General features: G+C 61.5%; 14 protein-coding genes and 2 pseudogenes. 8 read left to right on the top strand and 8 right to left on the bottom strand.

Going from position 1 to position 18,074, the window contains the following annotated elements; all coding sequences use genetic code 11:
- Positions 1-24: 24 nt before the first annotated feature.
- Together ACROUL_RS06015 and ACROUL_RS06010 are read left to right on the top strand one after the other, a co-directional pair.
- Positions 25-3,333 (top strand): response regulator, encoded by a 3,309-nt coding sequence (locus ACROUL_RS06015; RefSeq protein WP_431298611.1) that lies wholly within the window; start codon positions 25-27, stop codon positions 3,331-3,333.
- Between the two features lie 12 nt (positions 3,334-3,345).
- A complete protein-coding gene (locus ACROUL_RS06010; protein ID WP_431298610.1) occupies positions 3,346-3,714 on the top strand; it encodes an Hpt domain-containing protein in 369 nt (122 codons plus the stop codon).
- Here ACROUL_RS06010 and ACROUL_RS06005 read toward each other — a convergent pair.
- Both ACROUL_RS06005 and ACROUL_RS06000 read right to left on the bottom strand, forming a co-directional pair.
- Entirely contained in the window at positions 3,671-3,883 is a 213-nt protein-coding gene (locus ACROUL_RS06005) for a DUF6448 family protein (RefSeq protein ID WP_431298609.1), read from the bottom strand. The two genes, ACROUL_RS06010 and ACROUL_RS06005, sit on opposite strands and share 44 nt — an antisense overlap.
- 4 nt (positions 3,884-3,887) lie before the next feature.
- Positions 3,888-4,277 carry a hypothetical protein gene (locus tag ACROUL_RS06000; protein WP_431298608.1) on the bottom strand — a complete coding sequence of 130 codons (390 nt, stop codon included), beginning with the start codon at positions 4,275-4,277 and terminating at the stop codon, positions 3,888-3,890.
- Between the two features lie 304 nt (positions 4,278-4,581).
- Between ACROUL_RS06000 and ACROUL_RS05995 the strand changes: the two genes are divergently transcribed.
- The 3 genes from ACROUL_RS05995 (at position 4,582) to ACROUL_RS05985 (ending at position 8,531) form a co-directional block, all read left to right on the top strand.
- On the top strand, positions 4,582-5,514 hold the full coding sequence (locus ACROUL_RS05995; RefSeq protein WP_431298607.1) for an IS5 family transposase: 933 nt from the start codon (positions 4,582-4,584) through the stop codon (positions 5,512-5,514).
- Positions 5,515-6,160: 646 nt separating this feature from the next.
- On the top strand, positions 6,161-8,122 hold the full coding sequence (locus tag ACROUL_RS05990; RefSeq protein ID WP_431298606.1) for an amidohydrolase: 1,962 nt from the start codon (positions 6,161-6,163) through the stop codon (positions 8,120-8,122).
- 37 nt (positions 8,123-8,159) lie between these two features.
- A complete protein-coding gene (locus ACROUL_RS05985; RefSeq protein ID WP_431298605.1) occupies positions 8,160-8,531 on the top strand; it encodes a hypothetical protein in 372 nt (123 codons plus the stop codon).
- Between the two features lie 38 nt (positions 8,532-8,569).
- Here the strand turns inward: ACROUL_RS05985 and ACROUL_RS05980 are convergent, their stop codons facing one another.
- The 4 genes from ACROUL_RS05980 to ACROUL_RS05965 form a co-directional block, all read right to left on the bottom strand.
- Positions 8,570-9,289: a Crp/Fnr family transcriptional regulator gene (locus tag ACROUL_RS05980; protein WP_431298604.1), complete on the bottom strand. Its 720-nt coding sequence runs from the start codon at positions 9,287-9,289 to the stop codon at positions 8,570-8,572.
- A 262-nt stretch (positions 9,290-9,551) separates the two neighbouring features.
- Entirely contained in the window at positions 9,552-9,917 is a 366-nt protein-coding gene (locus tag ACROUL_RS05975; protein ID WP_431298603.1) for a hypothetical protein, read from the bottom strand.
- Positions 9,918-9,932: 15 nt separating this feature from the next.
- Entirely contained in the window at positions 9,933-11,171 is a 1,239-nt protein-coding gene (locus tag ACROUL_RS05970) for an RNA polymerase sigma factor (protein ID WP_431298602.1), read from the bottom strand.
- A 3-nt stretch (positions 11,172-11,174) separates the two neighbouring features.
- Positions 11,175-11,531, bottom strand: a complete 357-nt coding sequence (locus ACROUL_RS05965; RefSeq protein WP_431298601.1) for a YciI family protein — start codon at positions 11,529-11,531, stop codon at positions 11,175-11,177.
- A 614-nt stretch (positions 11,532-12,145) separates the two neighbouring features.
- Between ACROUL_RS05965 and ACROUL_RS05960 the strand changes: the two are divergent.
- Positions 12,146-13,334 (top strand): annotated as a pseudogene (locus tag ACROUL_RS05960) (IS3 family transposase).
- 399 nt (positions 13,335-13,733) lie between these two features.
- Here the strand turns inward: ACROUL_RS05960 and ACROUL_RS05955 are convergent.
- Positions 13,734-13,907 (bottom strand): annotated as a pseudogene (locus tag ACROUL_RS05955) (IS6 family transposase); the annotation flags it as partial.
- A 59-nt stretch (positions 13,908-13,966) separates the two neighbouring features.
- Positions 13,967-15,760, bottom strand: coding sequence for an allophanate hydrolase (atzF, locus tag ACROUL_RS05950; RefSeq protein ID WP_431298600.1), 1,794 nt, complete (start codon positions 15,758-15,760; stop codon positions 13,967-13,969).
- 143 nt (positions 15,761-15,903) lie between these two features.
- Between atzF and ACROUL_RS05945 the strand changes: the two genes are divergently transcribed.
- Together ACROUL_RS05945 and ACROUL_RS05940 are read left to right on the top strand one after the other, a co-directional pair.
- Positions 15,904-16,800: a LysR family transcriptional regulator gene (locus ACROUL_RS05945; RefSeq protein ID WP_431298599.1), complete on the top strand. Its 897-nt coding sequence runs from the start codon at positions 15,904-15,906 to the stop codon at positions 16,798-16,800.
- 146 nt (positions 16,801-16,946) lie between these two features.
- Positions 16,947-18,074: a BMP family ABC transporter substrate-binding protein gene (locus ACROUL_RS05940; RefSeq protein WP_431298598.1), complete on the top strand. Its 1,128-nt coding sequence runs from the start codon at positions 16,947-16,949 to the stop codon at positions 18,072-18,074.

The following is an 18,074-nucleotide window of genomic DNA, read 5'->3' as shown; positions in this document are numbered from 1 at the left end:
ACATCAGCCGACATGGGGCGCGACATGAGGGACGCTACGACCGGAACAGGGTCCCGCCCTCGCAAGGGTTCGCTGGAACAAGAGGCAACGCCCTACAAGGCGTTTTTCGAAGCCAGCCCACAGCCCCTGTTCGTCGAGGACTGGTCACGCCTCAAGATATACATTGATGGCATCAAGGCCCGAGGTGTCGATAATCTGATCGCGTATTTTCAGGATAACCCGGATGAGGCAGCGCGGATTCCGCATCTGGTTGAATGGATTCTGGTGAACGCGGCTGGCCTTCAACTCTACGATCTCAGATCAATTTCGGAACTTGCCGATTTCTTCCGCCACGAAGACCGCCGCAACTTGGCATGGTGGGAATGGGCACGGATCTGCCAAGCGTTCCTGAACGGGCAGCAGGGATACAAACAGGAAACCAAGGACTACACCAAAACTGGCGAAACCCTCGTGGTTCTCGAGGATTTCCGCATAGCCGAGGGCCATGAGAGCGACTGGTCGCAGATCTACGTAGCCGTAAGCGACATCACCGAGTTGCGATCCATTGAAATCGCCCTCCTTACCGAGCAGGAGCGCTACCGCGACCTGCTTGGTCGCACCGAAGGGTTGCTGAGCGCCGCTGAGATGCGGGCAGAAGAACTGTCAGCCATCGTCAATATCGGAAAGAAGCTTGAGAGCCTGCTTGATATCGGCAGTCTCTGCCTTCTCATCGGTGACACGATCAGAGGCCATTTCCGCGCAGAGGCGACTGAAATGCTGCTTCTCAACGACGCGACCGGCCTGATCGACGTCGCCTACTCGTATTACAAGGGCTATCAGGAATTCGAGTCCTTTGAACTAGGACGCGGCCTGACATCGATCATCCTAACGTCGAACGAGCCGCGCCTGTTCGGTACACAAGCGGAAATGGACGCGCTCGACGCCATCACGCAGGGCCCCGAAGACGACACGCAATCCTACATCGGCGTTCCGATCATCGGCAGCGGGCGCGTGCTCGGCGTCCTCACCGTGCAATCCTACGAACCCCACGCCTTCAATCATGATAATCTGCGCTTCCTGCAGATCGTCGGCAATTCGGTCGGTGCCGCACTCCAGAATGCGCGTCTGTTCGACCAGACACAGCGGTTGCTCAGCGACGCAAAGGAACGCAACTCAGAGCTGGATTTCATCAACAACCTTCAGGCGGCGTTGGCCACCAACGTCGATCCCCAGTCGATATACGAGATCCTCGGCACCAAGATGCACGAGGTCTTTGACGCACAAGTTCTTGATATCGGCCTTTTCAACGAGGCAGAGGGCATGTTCCATTTCCCGTACACCATCGAAAGAGGTGTGCGCTATCCGGACAAGCCACTTCCTTCCGTGGGTTTCCGTCGTCACGTCATGCAGACGGGTGAGCCCCTATTGGTCGCCGGAAACATGGCAGAGGAGCGCGTGCGCTATGGCAACCCCGAGGTTCGGCAGGGTGAACCGCCGATGTCGTGCCTGTTTGCCCCACTTCACTATGAGGGCGAAACGCGTGGCGTGATTTCGGTGCAGAATCTCGACCGCGAGAATGCCTTCGGCACGACCCACCGGAACCTTCTGTCGATCATCGCAAATGTGGCCAGCATCGCCTTGCAGCGCGCCCGCCTGTTCGATGAAACACAGCGGCTTTTGAAAGTCACTTCGGAAGACGTGTTGAAACTGCGCGAGTTGGAACGATCGCTGACAACAGCCAAGGAGGCAGCCGAGGCGGCGAACCTGGCCAAGAGCGCCTTCCTTGCTACGATGAGCCACGAAATCAGAACGCCGATGAACGGGATCATCGGCATGACCCATTTGCTGGGTGCCACGCCTCTTGATCTTGAACAGCGCGAGTATTGCGACACGATCGCGCAAAGCTCTGACTCGCTGCTTTCCGTGATCAACGACATTCTCGATTTTTCAAAGATCGAGGCCGACGCGCTTCATATCGAATCCACCGGGTTCGACCTTTTCGCCACGGTGGAACAGGCGCTTGACGTGATCGCTCCGCGGGCTGCCGAAAAGGAGCTGGAGCTGATCTACTGGATTGAGCCGGCCTTGCCGCGGCTGGTCTTGGGCGATCCGATGCGCCTGCGGCAGGTCCTTCTGAACCTGCTTATCAACGCGGTCAAGTTCACCGAAAAGGGCGAGGTGTTTTTGCGTGTTTCGCGCCTTGCAGCAGCCCAGTCGGATCCGTTGATCGTGCATTTTCAGATCATCGACACGGGCATCGGCATACCTGCGGATCGGCTGGATCGCCTGTTCAAGTCTTTCAGCCAAGTGGACGCGTCGACGACACGGCGCTACGGCGGGACCGGGTTGGGGCTGGCCATTCCGAAACGACTGGTCGAACTGATGGGCGGAATGATCGCAGTCCGCTCTGACGTGGGAAACGGCACCGAGTTTTCCTTCGATCTTCCGCTGGGTCTGGCGGATGCCCTGCCGTTCTCCGCCTCCAAGCCAACGTCAGTTGCCGCCGTTCAGGGCAAGACGGCGATGATCGTCGATGACAATGCCACCAACCTTCGGGTGCTTGAGTTGCACCTGCGCAGTTTCGCAATGGCGTCCGTCCAAGCGTCTGGTGCAGACGAGGCCCTGCGCAGGCTCTCCACCGGGTCATGGCCCGATATCGTGATCCTGGACATGCAGATGCCGGGAACGGACGGCCTCGAACTCGCGCGCCGGATCCGGGCGCTTCCCGGGGGTCGGTCGGTTCCCTTGATCCTGTTCAGTTCGCTGCACGTCACCCGGTCGCAGATCGGCAGAATGGAGGGAGCGGACGAGTTCGCCGGGTTCCTTGTAAAGCCGATCAAGCCGTCGGCACTTCTCGAGGTGATCGGATCTGCCCTGAGGTCCGAGCGTCGCGCTACCGAACCCTCAATCGATCCACGGGCTTCGCACCTTGATGTGCGCCTCGCCGATGACATTCCATTGCGCATACTGATCGTGGACGACAACTCCACCAACCGCAAATTCTGCGCCGCCGCGCTTCGAAAGCTCGGCTTCGAGCCGGTCGTAGCTGCCAGCGGCGAGGAGGCCGTCGCGTTGGCCGTCCTGTCGGACTTCGACACGATCCTGATGGACATAGAGATGCCAGACATGGACGGGCTCGAAGCGACCGCAAAGATCCGGTCGCAGCGTGCTGCCTCGGATTGCCCCTATATTGTCGCCCTGACGGCCAACGCGATCGCCGGCGACCGGGAAAAGTACCTTCTTGCCGGCATGGACGACTATGTCAGCAAACCGATCGAGATCAGCGAACTCGTACGGGCGCTGCGCGGTGCTGAGGTTTCAAGGCAGTCGCGCGCGCGCCCGGCAGATGCATGAAGAGGAAACCGAATGGGTCTGACCAGCGAAGCCCTCCAAAGGATACGGGACGCGGTTGGCGACGATGACCTTGTGATCGCCGAAATCCTTCAAAGTTTCGTCGACGAAGTCGATGACCTCCTCGACACCCTCGCTGGCGCCGCAGCGACCAATGACGTGACGGTGCTGCGGCGTGTCGCGCATACGCTCAAATCGAACTGCCGCGACCTTGGCGATGAAGCTGCCGGTGACCTGTGCGCGAAACTGGAAAGCGATGCGCGGGGCGGCGAGATAAATAAGGTCGACGCAGCAACGGCGCAAATCGTCGACAAAGTTCTCGCGCTCAAATCCGAGGTTGTCAGCTATTTGAATCCCGCCCGGAAGGGATCGCGGACCCCCTGAAATCTTTCCGGTGCTCGTTCAGCGTATCAGTCAGCATCGCGATCAATCTCTCCGGCGAACCGCTCTCGATGGCCTGCTCCGCCACCGGGATCACCGGCCCTTCATCCAGCCCGGCCGGTTTAAGCCGAATGTAGGGTGCCCCTTCTCCCGCTCGAAGAGGAATGCCCACTGCTCTATCGGTCGCTCATGCCGCTGAGGGCAGTGCAGATATTTTCTGCATGCGCGGCGCTGACCGACGATCCGCTGCCGAAGCTGGACAGACCGGTCGAACTGGCCGCTCCTTCGGAGGAAAGCGAGAACACGATGCTTTGGCCGCTGCGGCGCGGCGGTTCAGAAATACGCCAGATATGAGTGTTGCGAGGCTTGCCCAGTGCGCGGACGACGAAGTCGCCGGCTGCGCACCAGGCTTCGGACACGCCCAGTCCTCCGCGCGACAGCACCTCGAACCGCCCACCATCAAGCTGCCGCACGGTGAATCCGTTTTTGGCCATGAAGGCAGCCGCCGGGGTGGCAGCCAGACCAATGGCAAGGAAGACGGAGGGAAGCAGTTTGCGCAAGGTCATCGTGATCCTCATTCATGTCTGCCGTAATCAGGGCAAGTCCATTTACCGCACGTCTAAAATGACGTGTCTTTTGAATACGGCTATGTGCTGCAAAGTGCATTGACCTAAATCAACGCGGTGAGCGCTGGCACTGGATGGTGAGACACAAGGGAAGGGTGTAAGCCGACATTCCCCAATTGGGGCACCGCTCCAAGGCTAACAGCGTAGTACGCCGTTTAAATCGTAATGGCAGCCAAACGGCATTGTTGCAGAACTCCGGCTGCGAAGGATTCACATCATGAATCCATGCAGTTAGACGGGTGGGATGAGCAAGCCATCACCCGCCCGCTATCGCACGACGAACTGGTCCAGCTACACTGCTTCGCTCCGCAAGCGCGGGTCACTGTTGATCTGGCTAGACAAGGAGATGAGCTGGCTCGCGCCGCATGACGGCAGCCCTGGTCGGCCTGCGGTATTCTCGGATGCGGCGGTTCAGTTTTGCCTGACGATCAAGGTCTTGTTCAAGCTGCCACTCAGGCAAACGACCGGGATGGTGGCCAGCTTGCTCAAGATGGCAGACTTGGATTGGGCTGTGCCGGACTATACGACCTTGTGCCGGCGGCAGAAGACGCTGGCCGTCCAGATCCCGTATCGCCGTGCCGATGGCCCCTTGAAGCTGCTCGTGGACAGCACCGGGATTAAGTTCCTGGGCGATGGCGAATGGCAGGCACGCAAGCACGGCGTTCAGCGCCGACGCCAATGGCGAAAGGTCCATTTGGCCATGGATACGGCCACATCCGACATCAGAGCGGTGGAGTTTACTCCCAGCAGCGACGGCGACAGCCCCGTGTTGCCGGAGTTGCTCGACCAGATCCCCGAAGGCGAGGAGATCAGCTCGGTGACCGCCGACGGTGCCTATGACACCCGACGCCGCCATACGGCGATCATCGACCGACAGGCCACCGCGATCATTCCGATCCGCAAGAACGGGCGACCTTGGAAAGAGGATTGCCCCGCCGCAATCGCGCGAAACGAAACCCTGCGCGCCACCCGGCACTACGGCAGGGCGTTATGGAAGCGCTGGACGGGATACCACGCCCGCAGCCGGATCGAAGCAAAGATGCGCTGCTTGAAAGCCTTCGGAGAACGCATCGCAGCAAGACACCCAGACAGCCAAACCGCCGAAATCCAGATCCGTGTCGCACTGATGAACCGCTTCTCGGCGCTCGGCACGGCCGAGATCATTCGCGTGGGCTGATGATCATGAAGGGGTAAGGGGCCGTCTTGCCTCAAGCGTGACTTATGCAACAACGCCCATCGAAGCAATCCTTGACGGAAAGCAAGGGGCTGAGACGACGCTGACAAAGCTGATGAGGCCGCCACCAGCGGAGTGGCGGGAGCAGCGTGCTCAATTGAATTCACGAGTTGGCGGACCTGGATCGACGCACTCGGCCGAGACTGTGTGAAAACTCCAATTTCGAGAATCTTAAGAGAACGGTTTCCTCAGAACCTCGCCTTTGGCGGCCCACGTCAGAACAAAATATTGCGGTTACTCCGGCGGGAGAACGTCGTTCCGGGGTCGACCATGCTGGACCGAGTTTTTACACAGCCTCGGCCCCAACCGGACTTCGACAATGACACAGCTCGAATTCCCATAAAGGGGCATTCACCTAGCTCACCTTCGATTTGCGCTTGGAACGCACTGTGCGTGTGAGCTCGCTTCAGAAGGAAGACGCTCCCCGATTGAAATGTCGTAGCTCCCACAATCAATCGATCGACATGTGCAACAATCTCCCAAACACCAGGAGGAAGCACAAATGGTATCACGCAACACCGGCCCGGTTGTCTTCAGCCGTCGAACTGCCCTGAAACTGCTTGCCTCCTTAAGCGCGAGCGTTGCTCCGATGACGCTTTATGCTCAGGAAGGCAGCCTTCAGGAACTCGGGGCGGAACTGTCGCTGTTTCCCGAGATCACCATCTTCAAGGCCGGGCGCATCATCACCATGGCGGGCGACAGCCAGGAGGCCGAGGCGGTCGCCGTCGTCGGCTCTCGCGTGCTTGCCGTGGGCAAGGTGGACGATCTGATCACGTTGGCCGGCACGCAGCCCTACACGGTCGACACCCAGTTCGACGGAAAGGTGCTGATTGCCGGTTTGATCGACCAGCATGTCCACCCCGTTCTTGCGGCACTTACGCTGACCGTCGAGATAATCGCCATCGAGGACTGGGTGCTGCCCGGCGGCACATCGAAGGCCGCGCTTGATCCGCAGTCTTACATCGAGCGGCTTACTGCGGCCGAAGCTGGCCTTACCTCTGCCGACGAACCGCTCGTGACCTGGGGCTATCACCACTATTGGCACGGAAAGGTGCGTCGACCGGAACTCGATGCGATCAGTAAGACGCGACCGATCATCGTCTGGCATCGCTCGGCCCACGAGTTCATCCTGAACACGGTGGCACTCGAAAAATACGGCATCACGGCCGAGTTCATCGACGGCTTCACCGGGGCCGCGAAGGAGCAATCCAGCTACGAGGGCGGGCATTTCTACGAACAGGGCGGCTTTGCCGTGATGCCGAAACTCGCCTCGGTCCTGGCAACGAAGGATCGTCTGTTCGAAGGCCTGAACCTTGCGCGGGATTACATGCACCGCGCCGGTGTGACGCTGGCCTGCGAACCCGGCGGCATCGTCTCGAAGCCGCTTCAGGATGCGCAGAACCTGATCCTCGGGGCGTCCGAGTCCCCCTTCCGCATGTATTACATGCCCGACGGCAAATCGATGGCGCAGATGCACATCGACGGCGACATGATCGGCGAGACCAAGGCGGTGCTGTCCTGGGGGGCGGGCCGGACGGCCTTTCTCCCGGATCAGGTAAAGCTCTTTGCGGATGGCGCGATCTACAGCCAGCTCATGCAGGTGACCGAACCCTATACGGACGGCCACAAAGGCGAATGGATCATGGAGCCCGAACTGTTCGACCGGGCCTTCGATGCCTATTGGGAGGCTGGCTATCACATCCACATTCACCAGAACGGGGATGGAGGTCTCGACCTCGTGCTCAACGCGCTGGAGCGCAACATGCGGCGCAAGCCCCGGGCCGATCACCGCACGACGATCGTGCATTTCGGCTTTGCCAGACCCGATCAGGTTCCGCGCATTCGTGCCTTGGGCGCTATCGTCAGCGCCAACCCCTACTACGTCACGGCACTTTCGGACCGCTACGCCGAAATCGGACTGGGGCCAGAGCGTGCCGATCGGCTCGTTCCCATCGGCGAGGCTCAGCGCGAAGGGATTTCGATCTCGTTCCATTCCGACATGCCGATGGCCCCCGGCCAGCCACTGTTCCTGGTCTGGGCGGCGGTGAACCGCACGACGACTTCTGGCCGCGTGGCCGGACCGGACCAACGGCTGACGGTGGAACAGGCGCTGCGGGCGGTCACGATCGACGCCGCCCATTCGATCCGGATGGAACGCGAAGTTGGCAGCATCGAGCCCGGCAAGCTGGCGAACTTCACCATCCTTGATGCCGACCCCTTCACCGTGGCACCGGAAGCGATCAAGGACATCAAGGTGCTGGCGACGGTTTCGGAAGGCACGACCCATCCGATCCTGGCCCAAGGCACCAAGCGTGCCGCGCTCGGCAATACCGGCCCGCTGTTTGGCAGGACCAACTTCCACGAACTGGCGCTTGCCCAAGGCATCGCCGACCGCGGGATGTCGCAGGGGTGCAGCTGCTGCCAGCCGGTCCAGAATGCGGTCTGCGACGTGAACGCCCCGCCAGCATCGACAGCCGGCTGCTGTTCGACCAACGCCCTGGGCTGGACGGTCGCCGGGCTATGGTCGGTGCGATTGACCGGCCAGATCTGATGGGGCGCCAACCGAACGAAACGGCAGGAGGCAGGCAATGACGGGAAGGCACCGATCCGCCGGAATCGCGCTCTGGCTTTTGGTGGGCTGGGGCCTCCTGTGCACCGCCTGGAACCTTTACGGCGCCGTGCAGATTGCCAACGGGCGCCCCGCCCTTGGTCCGACCGCAACCTATGCCGGGGCCGGCCTTGCGCTGGCCCTGACGCTGCTGTTCCTTTTCACCTCGGGACGCTGGCCGCTAGTCTACAAACTTCTGGCCGCCTTCGCGGCGGTGGTTGCCGGGTTCACCGTGTGGAACGCTTTCGCCCTCGATCCGTCGAACTGGAACCTGCAATTCTGGCGGTGGGCCGGTGCCGCTTTGAACGCGGTCGGGATTATCGGCGGGGTGCTGGCTATTGTCGGCAGGTGAGCCAGCGGCCGCTCAGCAGACCTTGCGGAACATGAGCATTACGGGCCGTGCTTGTCCGGATACCCATACCCCTCAAGGGCAATCCTTCGCAGTTTGGCTGCATCCAGGATATCAACATACCTGTATCCGAGACTTACCGCGCCGCTCTGGGTCAGCCTGGAAAGTTCGCGATTGACCACATCACGTGTCAGGTTCGAAAGCTCTCCGACCTGGTCCTGTGTCGCGAAAATTCGCGGTGGTCCCCCGTCAGCACCATTGGCCACCGGCGGCATCGAACGCAGCAAAGCCGTCGCCACTCTGCGATGGGATGACGTTACCTTGAGGTCGGCGATGATCTCCAGTGCAACGTCGACACCGTATTCCGTCATGGCCGACAACGCTCGCACGTTCTCAATGGAAGCCTGAGCCGTCTGGTTCAGTGTTGCAAGCGACAGGTGCATCAGAACGCTGGGCTCCATGATCCGGAAGGACATGCTCCTGGGCCTGCCGCGGATGAAAGGCCCGTAGCCGAACCACGCACCAGTCCGCAGGATGCGGCACAGCTTCTCGCCTTCAAGTTCTTGCGGCACGTAGGCGCCGACCCCGCCGCAAACGACCCCGTAGATACCCCCTCCCTCGTCACCGGCAGTCAGGATTTCGTCTCCGTTCGCGATCTCGACCAGCCGCGCGCGTTGCAGGATCATTGACTGGAAGGCTTTCGGGCGCTCAGCCAACCAACCGGCGCTTAGGATGTATCGCTCTGCAACGGCACGGTCCATGGTTCGCCTCCATCCCATTTGATCTAGTGTCAGCGAGTGATGCTGGTCCTTTGGAGCCTTGTCTACCGCGTTGCGGTTTCATTCAGCTTCTTTGCGTTCCCCTTGAGCAAAGGGGAGAACGAAAGGCCTGACGGATCTGAGAACAGGTGCCCTGCGTTTCGAAAGACCAAGTGCCGGACTGCTACCGCCGCTTATTCGCGCCGAAGCATTCGCCCGGTTTCCGCTTCCATCGTCACCTGTAGCCGCATCGTCCCAACGGCACCTAAGTGGCCGTTGGCGGTTTCCTCACAAGTGTCCGCTTCCCGCCCTTCGCGTTCTGGCGGTTGCTTCCGGCGCAGAGCAGACGGTCAGACGCAGTTTGCGCCGCGAGGCCACATTCTCGCAAGCTGCCGCCGACAGGGGGCGCAGCAAAACCAGAGTTGATGATATGGGAGTGCGCTGACGGGCGCCATCTGAACGCGCCGGAAAACGGAGTGTCGTTGATTTCGCCCTCGACGCGCAGCCGCGGATGAACAGCGAGCGGCAACTGGGCGGCGATCTCAGCCGGCAGGTAGATTACGGCATAAAGATACTTTTCATAGTCGAGGGTTTCGACCACCCCCGCGAACCCGAAGGAATAAAAACTCATCGCCTGTGCCGTTGCTCAACCGGCCTGTTGCGTTGACTTGCCGATGAGATATGCGCGCAATGCCCCATCCTCCGCCAAGCCAATGGCCCGCCTGAAAGCCGTTGCAGTGGCTTGTTGGTCGGCGCCCAGCTGCTGCAACAATTGCGCCTTGAGCGCCCAGAACGGCTGATAGTCGCCCGTCACCGCTTCGGGCAGCTGCGCCAGTTCATGAAGGCCCGCTTCAGGGCCATGCACCTCGGCCGTGGCTGCAGCCAGCCCCACCAGATTGCCGATCGTGGGGGCTTTCTGCGCCAATAGCCCATGCAGCGTCCACACCGGCAGGCGCAAATCCGCACCCGTCAGGTGCGATTGCACCAGTACCGACTGGATCGCCGCTTCCAGCTGGAAACGCCCTGGCTGCATGAGCCCTCCGGCAGTTCGCAATTTGTCCTCAGCCTCGCGCGCCATCGGCATGTTCCAGAGCGCCGTATCCTGCTCGGCCAGCGGCACATAGCGGCCATCCACCCGCCGCGCGGCGCTGCGGCTTTCGCAAAACAGCATCAGCGCCAGAAGACCCAGCGCCTCGGCGGCGTCCGGCTGCAGTTCCACCAGCACCCGCGCCAGCCAGATCGCTTCTTCGGTCAGCCCCTTGCGCGTCTGGTCGTCGCTACCCGAACTGTCCCAGCCCTGCCCATAAGCGGCGTAGATCGCCTCGAGCACATCGCCCATGCGTTCACCCAGCTCGTCTTCGTCTGGCACTTCAAAGGCAATCCCCGTGTCCTTGATGCGCGCTTTGGCCCGGCTCAGCCGCCGTCCCATCGTGTCGGGCGAAACAAGGAACGAAGAGGCGATGCGCTCGGCCGTCAGCCCCAGCACGGTTTGCAGCATCAGCGGCGTGCGCGCGGCAGCTTCGATTGCCGGGTGGCCGCACACAAACATCAGCTCCAGCCGCTTGTCGGCAATCGCGGGCATTTCCTCGGTTTCTTTCGGTGCCAGCACCAGGAGGCTGCTGGTCGTTTGTTCGCGTGTTTTCCGCGCCCGCGCTCTATCGCGCAGCCGGTTTCGCGCTGTCACCATCAGCCAGGCATCGGGGTTGGCCGGCACGCCTTTCGTGGGCCAGATGTCGAGCGCTTTGGCAAAGGCCTCCGCGAGCGCATCTTCAGCCGCCGCCACGTCGCGCCATGCTCGCGCGAGATACGCGAGGAGGCGCCCATAGGAAGTTCGGGCAGCGTTCTCCGCCGCCCGCCGCCCATGGTCTTGAAGGCTGCGGTCCACCGCTTAGCCCTGATTGGACAGATTCAGCACGGGGCGCACTTCGACAGCCCCGTAGGTGGCCGCAGGGCAGCGCGCCGCCCAGTGCAGCGCCGCGTCGAGGTCCGGGACCTCGATTACGACATAACCGGCCAGCTGTTCCTTGGTAGCCGCCACTGGTCCGTCCTGCACCATGCGCTTGCCGCTTTCGAGCCGTACCGAGGTTGCCGCCGAAGGGGGCAGAAGCGCATCGCCTCTTAGGACGATTCCTGTCGGGTACAGCGCACCCATATAGGCGTTCCAGGCGTCCCAATAGGGTCCGGCACGTTCGGCGTTTTCGCGCTGGGCGGCGATCTCGGCCTCGTTCTCATAAAACATCAGCATGTATTGCATTTTGTAGTCCCCGTCTTTGGTTGCTGAGGCGGCTCATCCGGCTCTGAAACACTGACGCGGCTAGAGCTGCCATTCGGACAAAGCCTAGAACATTTTTTCGGCCAAAAGAAAGGCCACCGGCGAACCAAGCGCTCATCACGACAGGCGCCTGCCCGCAATCATGTGCGCTTTGCTAGTATGCACGCTACTCATAGCCTCAACCCCAACCCAGGAGAAAACCATGGAACACAAGCGACTTGGCAACAGCGGCCTCAAGGTTTCCCGCCTCTGCCTAGGCTACATGACCTTTGGACACTAAGCGGCACCATCATCATGCGGCAGAGCAGTTAGGCCGGGCGCTTGCAGATTTTCCGGGCAAGTCCATCTTGGCCTTGACTGATGGATTTCACATTCTGTCGCCACAGAGTGAGACGAGAGAGTGTTGAGGTCAGCTGGAATGTCCGCTCTGTTGATATTTCTGCGCCTGCCATACTGCGCTGCTGACATAACGCGTTCCGCCCTCACCGGCCGTTCAAAGCGAAACTCCAAGGCGAACAGTGAAGTCTGGCCTGCTGCCGGTTTTGTGGACACCGAGATAGGGTGTTTCAACGGGATCGGAGTTTTCCATGGAGAGACGGAAGTTCAGCCGCGAGTTCAAGCTTGAGGCGGTGAAGTTGGTGAGGGATCGAGGGGTGACGTCGGCTCAGGCGTCACGCGATCTGGGGGTTCATGCGAATGTTCTGCGGAAGTGGGTGCGGGAGCTGGAGACGGATCCCTCGCAGGCGTTTCCGGGTCACGGGCAGATGAAGCCTGAGCGGCTGGAGATTGATCGGCTGCGCAGAGAGGTCGCCAAACTCAAGGCAGAGCGCGACATCCTAAAAAAGGGTTGCCAGTGGTTGCGCCATTGGTTCGAGAAACCACTGGCGACGCCTACTTCGCGAGGGAAGTGACATGAGGTTTGCTTTCGTCGCGAAGCACCGCCACATCTGGCCGGTGAGTTGGCTGTGTGACGCGCTGGATGTGTCACGGTCAGGTTTCCATGCCTGGCTTGGCCGCGCTCCGTCGAGGCGCAGCCGGGAAGACGAAGAGACCGGCGCGAAGGTGCGGGCGAGCTTCATCGCCAGCGCCCGCACTTATGGAGCCCGGCGTGTCTGGCGCGATGTTCTGGCCGAGGGCGTCGACTGCGGCTTGCATCGCATCGAACGCCTGATGCAGGCCCAAGCGCTCAGGGCACGGCCGCGTCGGCGCGGATTGCCGAAGGACGAGGGGCAGCGCCTGACAGTGGCTGCCTCGAACGTTCTGGATCGTGCGTTCCATGCTGATCGCCCGAACCAGAAGTGGATCGCGGACTTCACCTATGTCTGGACCGCCGAGGGCTGGCTCTACGTTGCGACGGTCATCGACCTGTTCTCTCGGCGCGTGGTCGGCTGGTCGATGAAGGCAGAGATGACCGCTAAACTCGTCACCGACGCCCTCGTCATGGCCATCTGGCGGCGCGGCAAGCCGGACGCGCTCCTGCATCATTCCGATCAGGGCAGCCAATACACCAGCGAGCAGTTCCAGAAACTCATGGCCGACAACGGCGTGCAATGCTCGATGAGCCGGTCCGGCAATGTCTGGGACAATGCGGCCATGGAGAGCTTCTTCTCGTCGCTCAAGACGGAAAGGATCGGCAAGAAGATCTACCGGACGCGCGATGCCGCCAGGGCAGATGTGTTCGACTACATCGAAAGGTTCTACAACACGGTTCGCAGGCACTCGACCATCGGCTACCTCAGCCCGGTCGAGTTCGAAAAGAGGGCCGGGTTAGCTTAACTGCCCGTCAACAAAACCGGCAGCAGGCCAGTTTCGACAACAGTCCCAAGACGTGCGGGCGCCACTCCGATCCAACCCGAATCGAGGGTTCGCGAAAATTGTTCCTTTGCAATGCCTTACAACCTGCACACCAAAACAGCGTAGGCATCAGGTCTGGAGAATATCGGCTCCGAGAGAATGTTCCCTGTCCTCCTTGCACGGACGCCGGTGCTCAGCCCCACCCGCATAACCCCCGAAAACAACGAAAAAATCCGGCCACAAATGGATCGGGAGAACGCTTTCGTGAGGACAAGTGGCGGAGGGAACGCGACTGCCGTCGAACCTTCTACATACTAAGTAATTGAATTATATAAGAACAGAATTCCGAAACACACTCACTGCGGACTTTGATGGCTTCAGCCCGAACTTGGTCCACCAGTACCGCACGGTCTCGTGGCTAATCTCGATGCCACGCTCATGGAGCAGGTCCTCGACGTTGCGCAGCGATAACGGGAAGCGGATGTAGAGCATCACCGCCAAGCGGATGATCTCTGGACTCGTCTTGAAGTAGTGGAATGGGGAGCGTTTGGTCATCCGGGCAGGCTACCGGAGCGGCCTGTCATGCGGCAAGCGAAGCTCCTCTGACAACACCCTCACGACTGATCCTGCAGGAACCGTCGCCAGTCGGCGAAATCGGTGATGTCGCGCGCGCCATCGGTGGCCCGGTTTTCGCAAATGAAGCCGTAGACTTTCCCGCCGTCAGAAAGTTGAACCGTCCCAATGCCCAATGGCGATGGCACGGTCTGCATGAAGCTGCCAAAACCGGCAAGCGGCATGGCCCAAAGCTCCAATGCAATCTCGGCCCCGTGACCGGGTTCCACCCGGACAAGGCCGGGACGATAAGGGGGGCCGCCGGGCAAGGCATAGAACCGGTAATCCGCGTTGGTTCGGGCCTTGCCGACAAAGACCGCACCGCGCGCCACAAGGTCGCCATTCAATGGCAGGCCCGACATGTGCGCACCACAGACGGCGATGGTGATGGTATCGGCCAGTGGCGCGGGCGAAAGGGGCTGCGCGGGGACGGGCCACTGCGTCGCCCCAAGCGTCCGGTCACCTGCCGCTTCCAGCCCCAGCGCCACGGCGGCCAGCAGGTGGTCCTGCCCCGCCTGGGCCAACAGGGTCACGCTACCCGGCCGCCCGTCGCTGCGGGCTGGTGTCGGGACGGCAAGGCCGCACATGTTCAAGAGGTTGACGAAATTCGTGTAGGTGCCGAAGTTCGAATTGGGCGTGACCGGATCGTCCTTCAGATCCTGCACCGTGTAGAACGTGGGGATCGTCGGTACGCACAGCAGGTCCAGTCCCGCCAGCGACGGCTCGGCAAGCCGTGCCAGTTCCTTCAACCGGTACATGCCCCGAAACGCGTCGGCGGCGCTCAGGCTTTCCGCCGTGCAGATGATCTTGCGCGTAACGGGAAGAATCGCCTCGGGGTCGGATTTCAGCAGGTCTTCGATCACCGTGTACCGCTCGGCCACCCAGGCCCCGTCATACAGCATGGCAGCCACGGCATAGAGCGGCGCAAAATCCACTTCGACGATCACGGCGCCGGAGGACCCAAGCAGGCTGACCGCCTCGTCGAACGAGGCGGACTGCACGACATCGCCAAAGAAACGGATGCTTTGCGGGCTGGGAATGCCAACCTTCAGAACCGGTGGCGCGGGCGAAAGGGCGGGCGCGGCGAAGGGGCGGGCATAGGCATCGGCAGGGTCATAGACGCACGTGGCCTGATAGGCGCGCCAGGCATCCTGCACGGTGAGCCCGAAGATCGACACGGTCTCGATGCTGCGGCAGGCCGGGACGACTCCGGTCGCCGACAAGGCACCCAGACTGGGCTTCAGGCCTACGATGTTGTTCAACGCCGCCGGCACACGTCCAGACCCGGCGGTATCGGTACCAAGCGCCAGCGTCACGATACCCTGCGCCACGGCCACGGCAGACCCTGCCGAGGATCCCCCCGGCACGATGGCAGCATCCAGCGCGTTCAAGGGCACACCGTAGGGCGAGCGAACACCCACCAGCCCCGTCGCGAACTGGTCAAGGTTGGTCTTGCCGATGCACAGGGCCCCGGCGGCCTTGAGCCGGGCCACGACAAAGGCATCCTCCACGGCCATGTAGGCGAAGGCCGGGCATGCGGCTGTCGTCGGGCACCCGGCAACATCGACGTTGTCCTTGACCGCGAAAGGCACCCCCCAAAGCGAGCGGGCGGGATCATAGGGGCCCAGCGCCCGCGCGGCCTCAAGCACCTCGTCCTGTGGCAGAAGCGTGATGAAGATGGCGGGATCGCCCACCTCCGCAATCCGGTCATAGACCTGCGCGATGACACGCGCGACCGGCGTTCCGGCCGCATAGGCGGCATGCAGGGCCGGGATTGTCAGGGCTATGTCAGTCACGATCTGTCCTTCTTGAGGGCTGATTTCCAGCTTTGACAGGGTCATGCTTCAACGCGCTCAACACAAATGCTAAGAATTCACAAAAGCGGTGCAAAAAATGCACCGCCGCTTGCGCCAGACGCGGGCATCGGAAAGGGGGCATCATGAAACACTTGCAGGACTTCGCCTACATCGAAGCAGTGATGCGGGCCGGGTCGATCCGCAAGGCGGCCGATGACATGAACATCACCGCCTCGGCGCTGAACCGCAGGATCCAGCGGTTCGAGGAGGAGTTCGGCTCCGAGATCTTCGAACGCCTGCCGCGCGGCGTGCGGTTGAACCCGGCGGGGGAACTGCTGGTCCAGCATTTCCGCGCGCAGGTATCTGACCTGCGCAGGGTGCAGAGCCAGGTTGCCGATCTGTCGGGCATCCGGCGCGGCCACGTGTCGGTCGCCTGTTCGCAGGCGTTGATCCCCTATTTCATGCCGGAACAGATCGCCCGTTACCGCGAAAGCCACCCCGGCGTGACCTTCTCAGTCAGCGTCCGCGACCGTGACGCGGCCGAGCGGGACCTCAGCACGTTTCGCAGCGATATCGCCCTCGTCTTCGAACCCGTGCTGCTGGTCGACTTCGAAGTGCAGATGTCGGTGCCTCAAACGATCCATGTGCTGATGCGCGAGGACCACCCGCTGTCCGGTCAACCGGTGTTGCGCCTGCGCGACTGCCTCGATCATCCGCATGTGGTGCCAAGTCGGCAGTTCGGGGTGCGCCACCTGCTGGACGCCGCCGCCGCGCGTGGATCGCGGGCGATCGCGCCGGTGGTCGAAGCGGATTCCTTCGACTTCATGCGCCACTACGTGCTGCACGAAAATGCAATCGCGTTCCAGATCCCGATCGGGCTGCGGATCTGGCCGGGGTCGGGGATGACCGTGCGCCCCTTGTCCTCCCGCGATGTCCCCCCGGGGAACCTGCTCCTTGGCCAGATGCGCGGCCGCACCCTGCCCGTCGCCTCGGCGCGATTTGCGCAAAGCCTTGGCCTTGCGCTAGAGGCGCTGACGTGATGTTTCGCCCCTGACCGCTGCATTTTTTGCACCACTCTTGCGAAAAAATAGCAGACGTCAGAAGCAATAAAACACCCTAGCCTCTCTGTCAGGAACAAATTCCGATGGCCGTGACAGGCCGTACAGCCATGACAGGAGCGAACTGAATGAATGATTTCAAAGTATTGTCTCGCCGCAAATTCCTTGGATCATCGGCCGCGCTGGCGGGCGTCTCTGCAATGGGCGGCGTGCTCGGTGCCGGGTCGGCTCTGGCGCAGACGCCCTTGACCGTGGGTTTCATCTACGTCGGCCCGAAGGACGATTTCGGCTACAATCAGGCGCATGCCGAGGGTGCCGCAGCCGTCAAGGCGATCCCGGGGGTCACCGTTCTGGAAGAGGAAAACGTCCCCGAATCCATCGATGTGCAGAACACGATGGAATCGATGATCAACTTCGATGGCGCGACGCTGATCTTCCCGACCTCGTTCGGCTACTTCAACCCGCATATCCTCGAGCTTGCGCCCAAGTTCCCGAACGTGCGGTTCCAGCATGCGGGCGGCCTCTGGACGCCGGAAAACCCGGCCAACATCGGCTCCTACTTCGGCTACATCGGCATGGGTCAGTACCTGAACGGCGTCGCCGCCGGCCACGCGAGCGTGACGAAGAAGATCGGTTTCGTCGCGGCAAAACCGATCCCCCAGGTGGTGAACAACATCAACTCCTTCCTTCTGGGCGCGCGGTCGGTCGATCCCTCGATCACCTGCCAGGTGATCTTCACCGGTGAATGGTCCCTTGCGGTCAAGGAGGCCGAGGCCACAAACGCGCTTTGCGATCAAGGCTGCGACGTCATCACCTGCCACGTCGATGGGCCCAAGGTGGTGTGCGAAACCGCAGCCGGTCGCGGGGCATTCGTCTGCGGCTATCACGCCGACCAGACAGCACTGGCGGGCGACAAGTACCTGACCGGGGCAGAATGGAACTGGGCTGGGGTATACACCGGCATGATCGAAACCGTGCAAAGCGGCGGCACCATCGACAACTTCGTGCGCGGCGGTCTGGCCGAGAACTTCATCAAGATGAGCCCACTTGGACCCGCCGTGTCCGACGCAGGCCGGGCCCAGTTCGAAGCGACCAAGGCCGAGATCATGGCCGGCGGGTTCGCCGCCTACAAAGGCCCGCTCAAGGACAACACCGGGGCCGAAGTGGTGCCCGCCGGCGCCGCTCTTGTCGAAACTGATGTGGCGATCGAAAGCATCGGTTATCTGGTCGAAGGCGTCATCGGCTCCACGAGCTGA

The organism is Tabrizicola sp. BL-A-41-H6 (genome assembly GCF_050632395.1).
In the GTDB taxonomy this organism is placed as follows: Bacteria; Pseudomonadota; Alphaproteobacteria; order Rhodobacterales; family Rhodobacteraceae; genus JAUYQR01.
This window is presented reverse-complemented; position numbering and strand designations above follow the sequence as displayed.

What these genes read in the sequence shown, in the direction of transcription:
- ACROUL_RS06015 (WP_431298611.1), top strand. Translation starts at nt 25, where the DNA reads ATGAGGGACGCTACGACCGGAACAGGGTCCCGCCCTCGCAAGGGTTCG.
- ACROUL_RS05945 (WP_431298599.1), top strand. Translation starts at nt 15,904, where the DNA reads ATGAAACACTTGCAGGACTTCGCCTACATCGAAGCAGTGATGCGGGCC.
- ACROUL_RS05965 (WP_431298601.1), bottom strand. Translation starts at nt 11,531, where the DNA reads ATGCTGATGTTTTATGAGAACGAGGCCGAGATCGCCGCCCAGCGCGAA.
- ACROUL_RS05980 (WP_431298604.1), bottom strand. Translation starts at nt 9,289, where the DNA reads ATGGACCGTGCCGTTGCAGAGCGATACATCCTAAGCGCCGGTTGGTTG.
- ACROUL_RS05940 (WP_431298598.1), top strand. Translation starts at nt 16,947, where the DNA reads ATGAATGATTTCAAAGTATTGTCTCGCCGCAAATTCCTTGGATCATCG.
- ACROUL_RS05995 (WP_431298607.1), top strand. Translation starts at nt 4,582, where the DNA reads ATGAGCAAGCCATCACCCGCCCGCTATCGCACGACGAACTGGTCCAGC.
- ACROUL_RS05985 (WP_431298605.1), top strand. Translation starts at nt 8,160, where the DNA reads ATGACGGGAAGGCACCGATCCGCCGGAATCGCGCTCTGGCTTTTGGTG.
- ACROUL_RS06000 (WP_431298608.1), bottom strand. Translation starts at nt 4,277, where the DNA reads ATGACCTTGCGCAAACTGCTTCCCTCCGTCTTCCTTGCCATTGGTCTG.
- ACROUL_RS06010 (WP_431298610.1), top strand. Translation starts at nt 3,346, where the DNA reads ATGGGTCTGACCAGCGAAGCCCTCCAAAGGATACGGGACGCGGTTGGC.
- ACROUL_RS05990 (WP_431298606.1), top strand. Translation starts at nt 6,161, where the DNA reads ATGACGCTTTATGCTCAGGAAGGCAGCCTTCAGGAACTCGGGGCGGAA.
- ACROUL_RS05975 (WP_431298603.1), bottom strand. Translation starts at nt 9,917, where the DNA reads ATGAGTTTTTATTCCTTCGGGTTCGCGGGGGTGGTCGAAACCCTCGAC.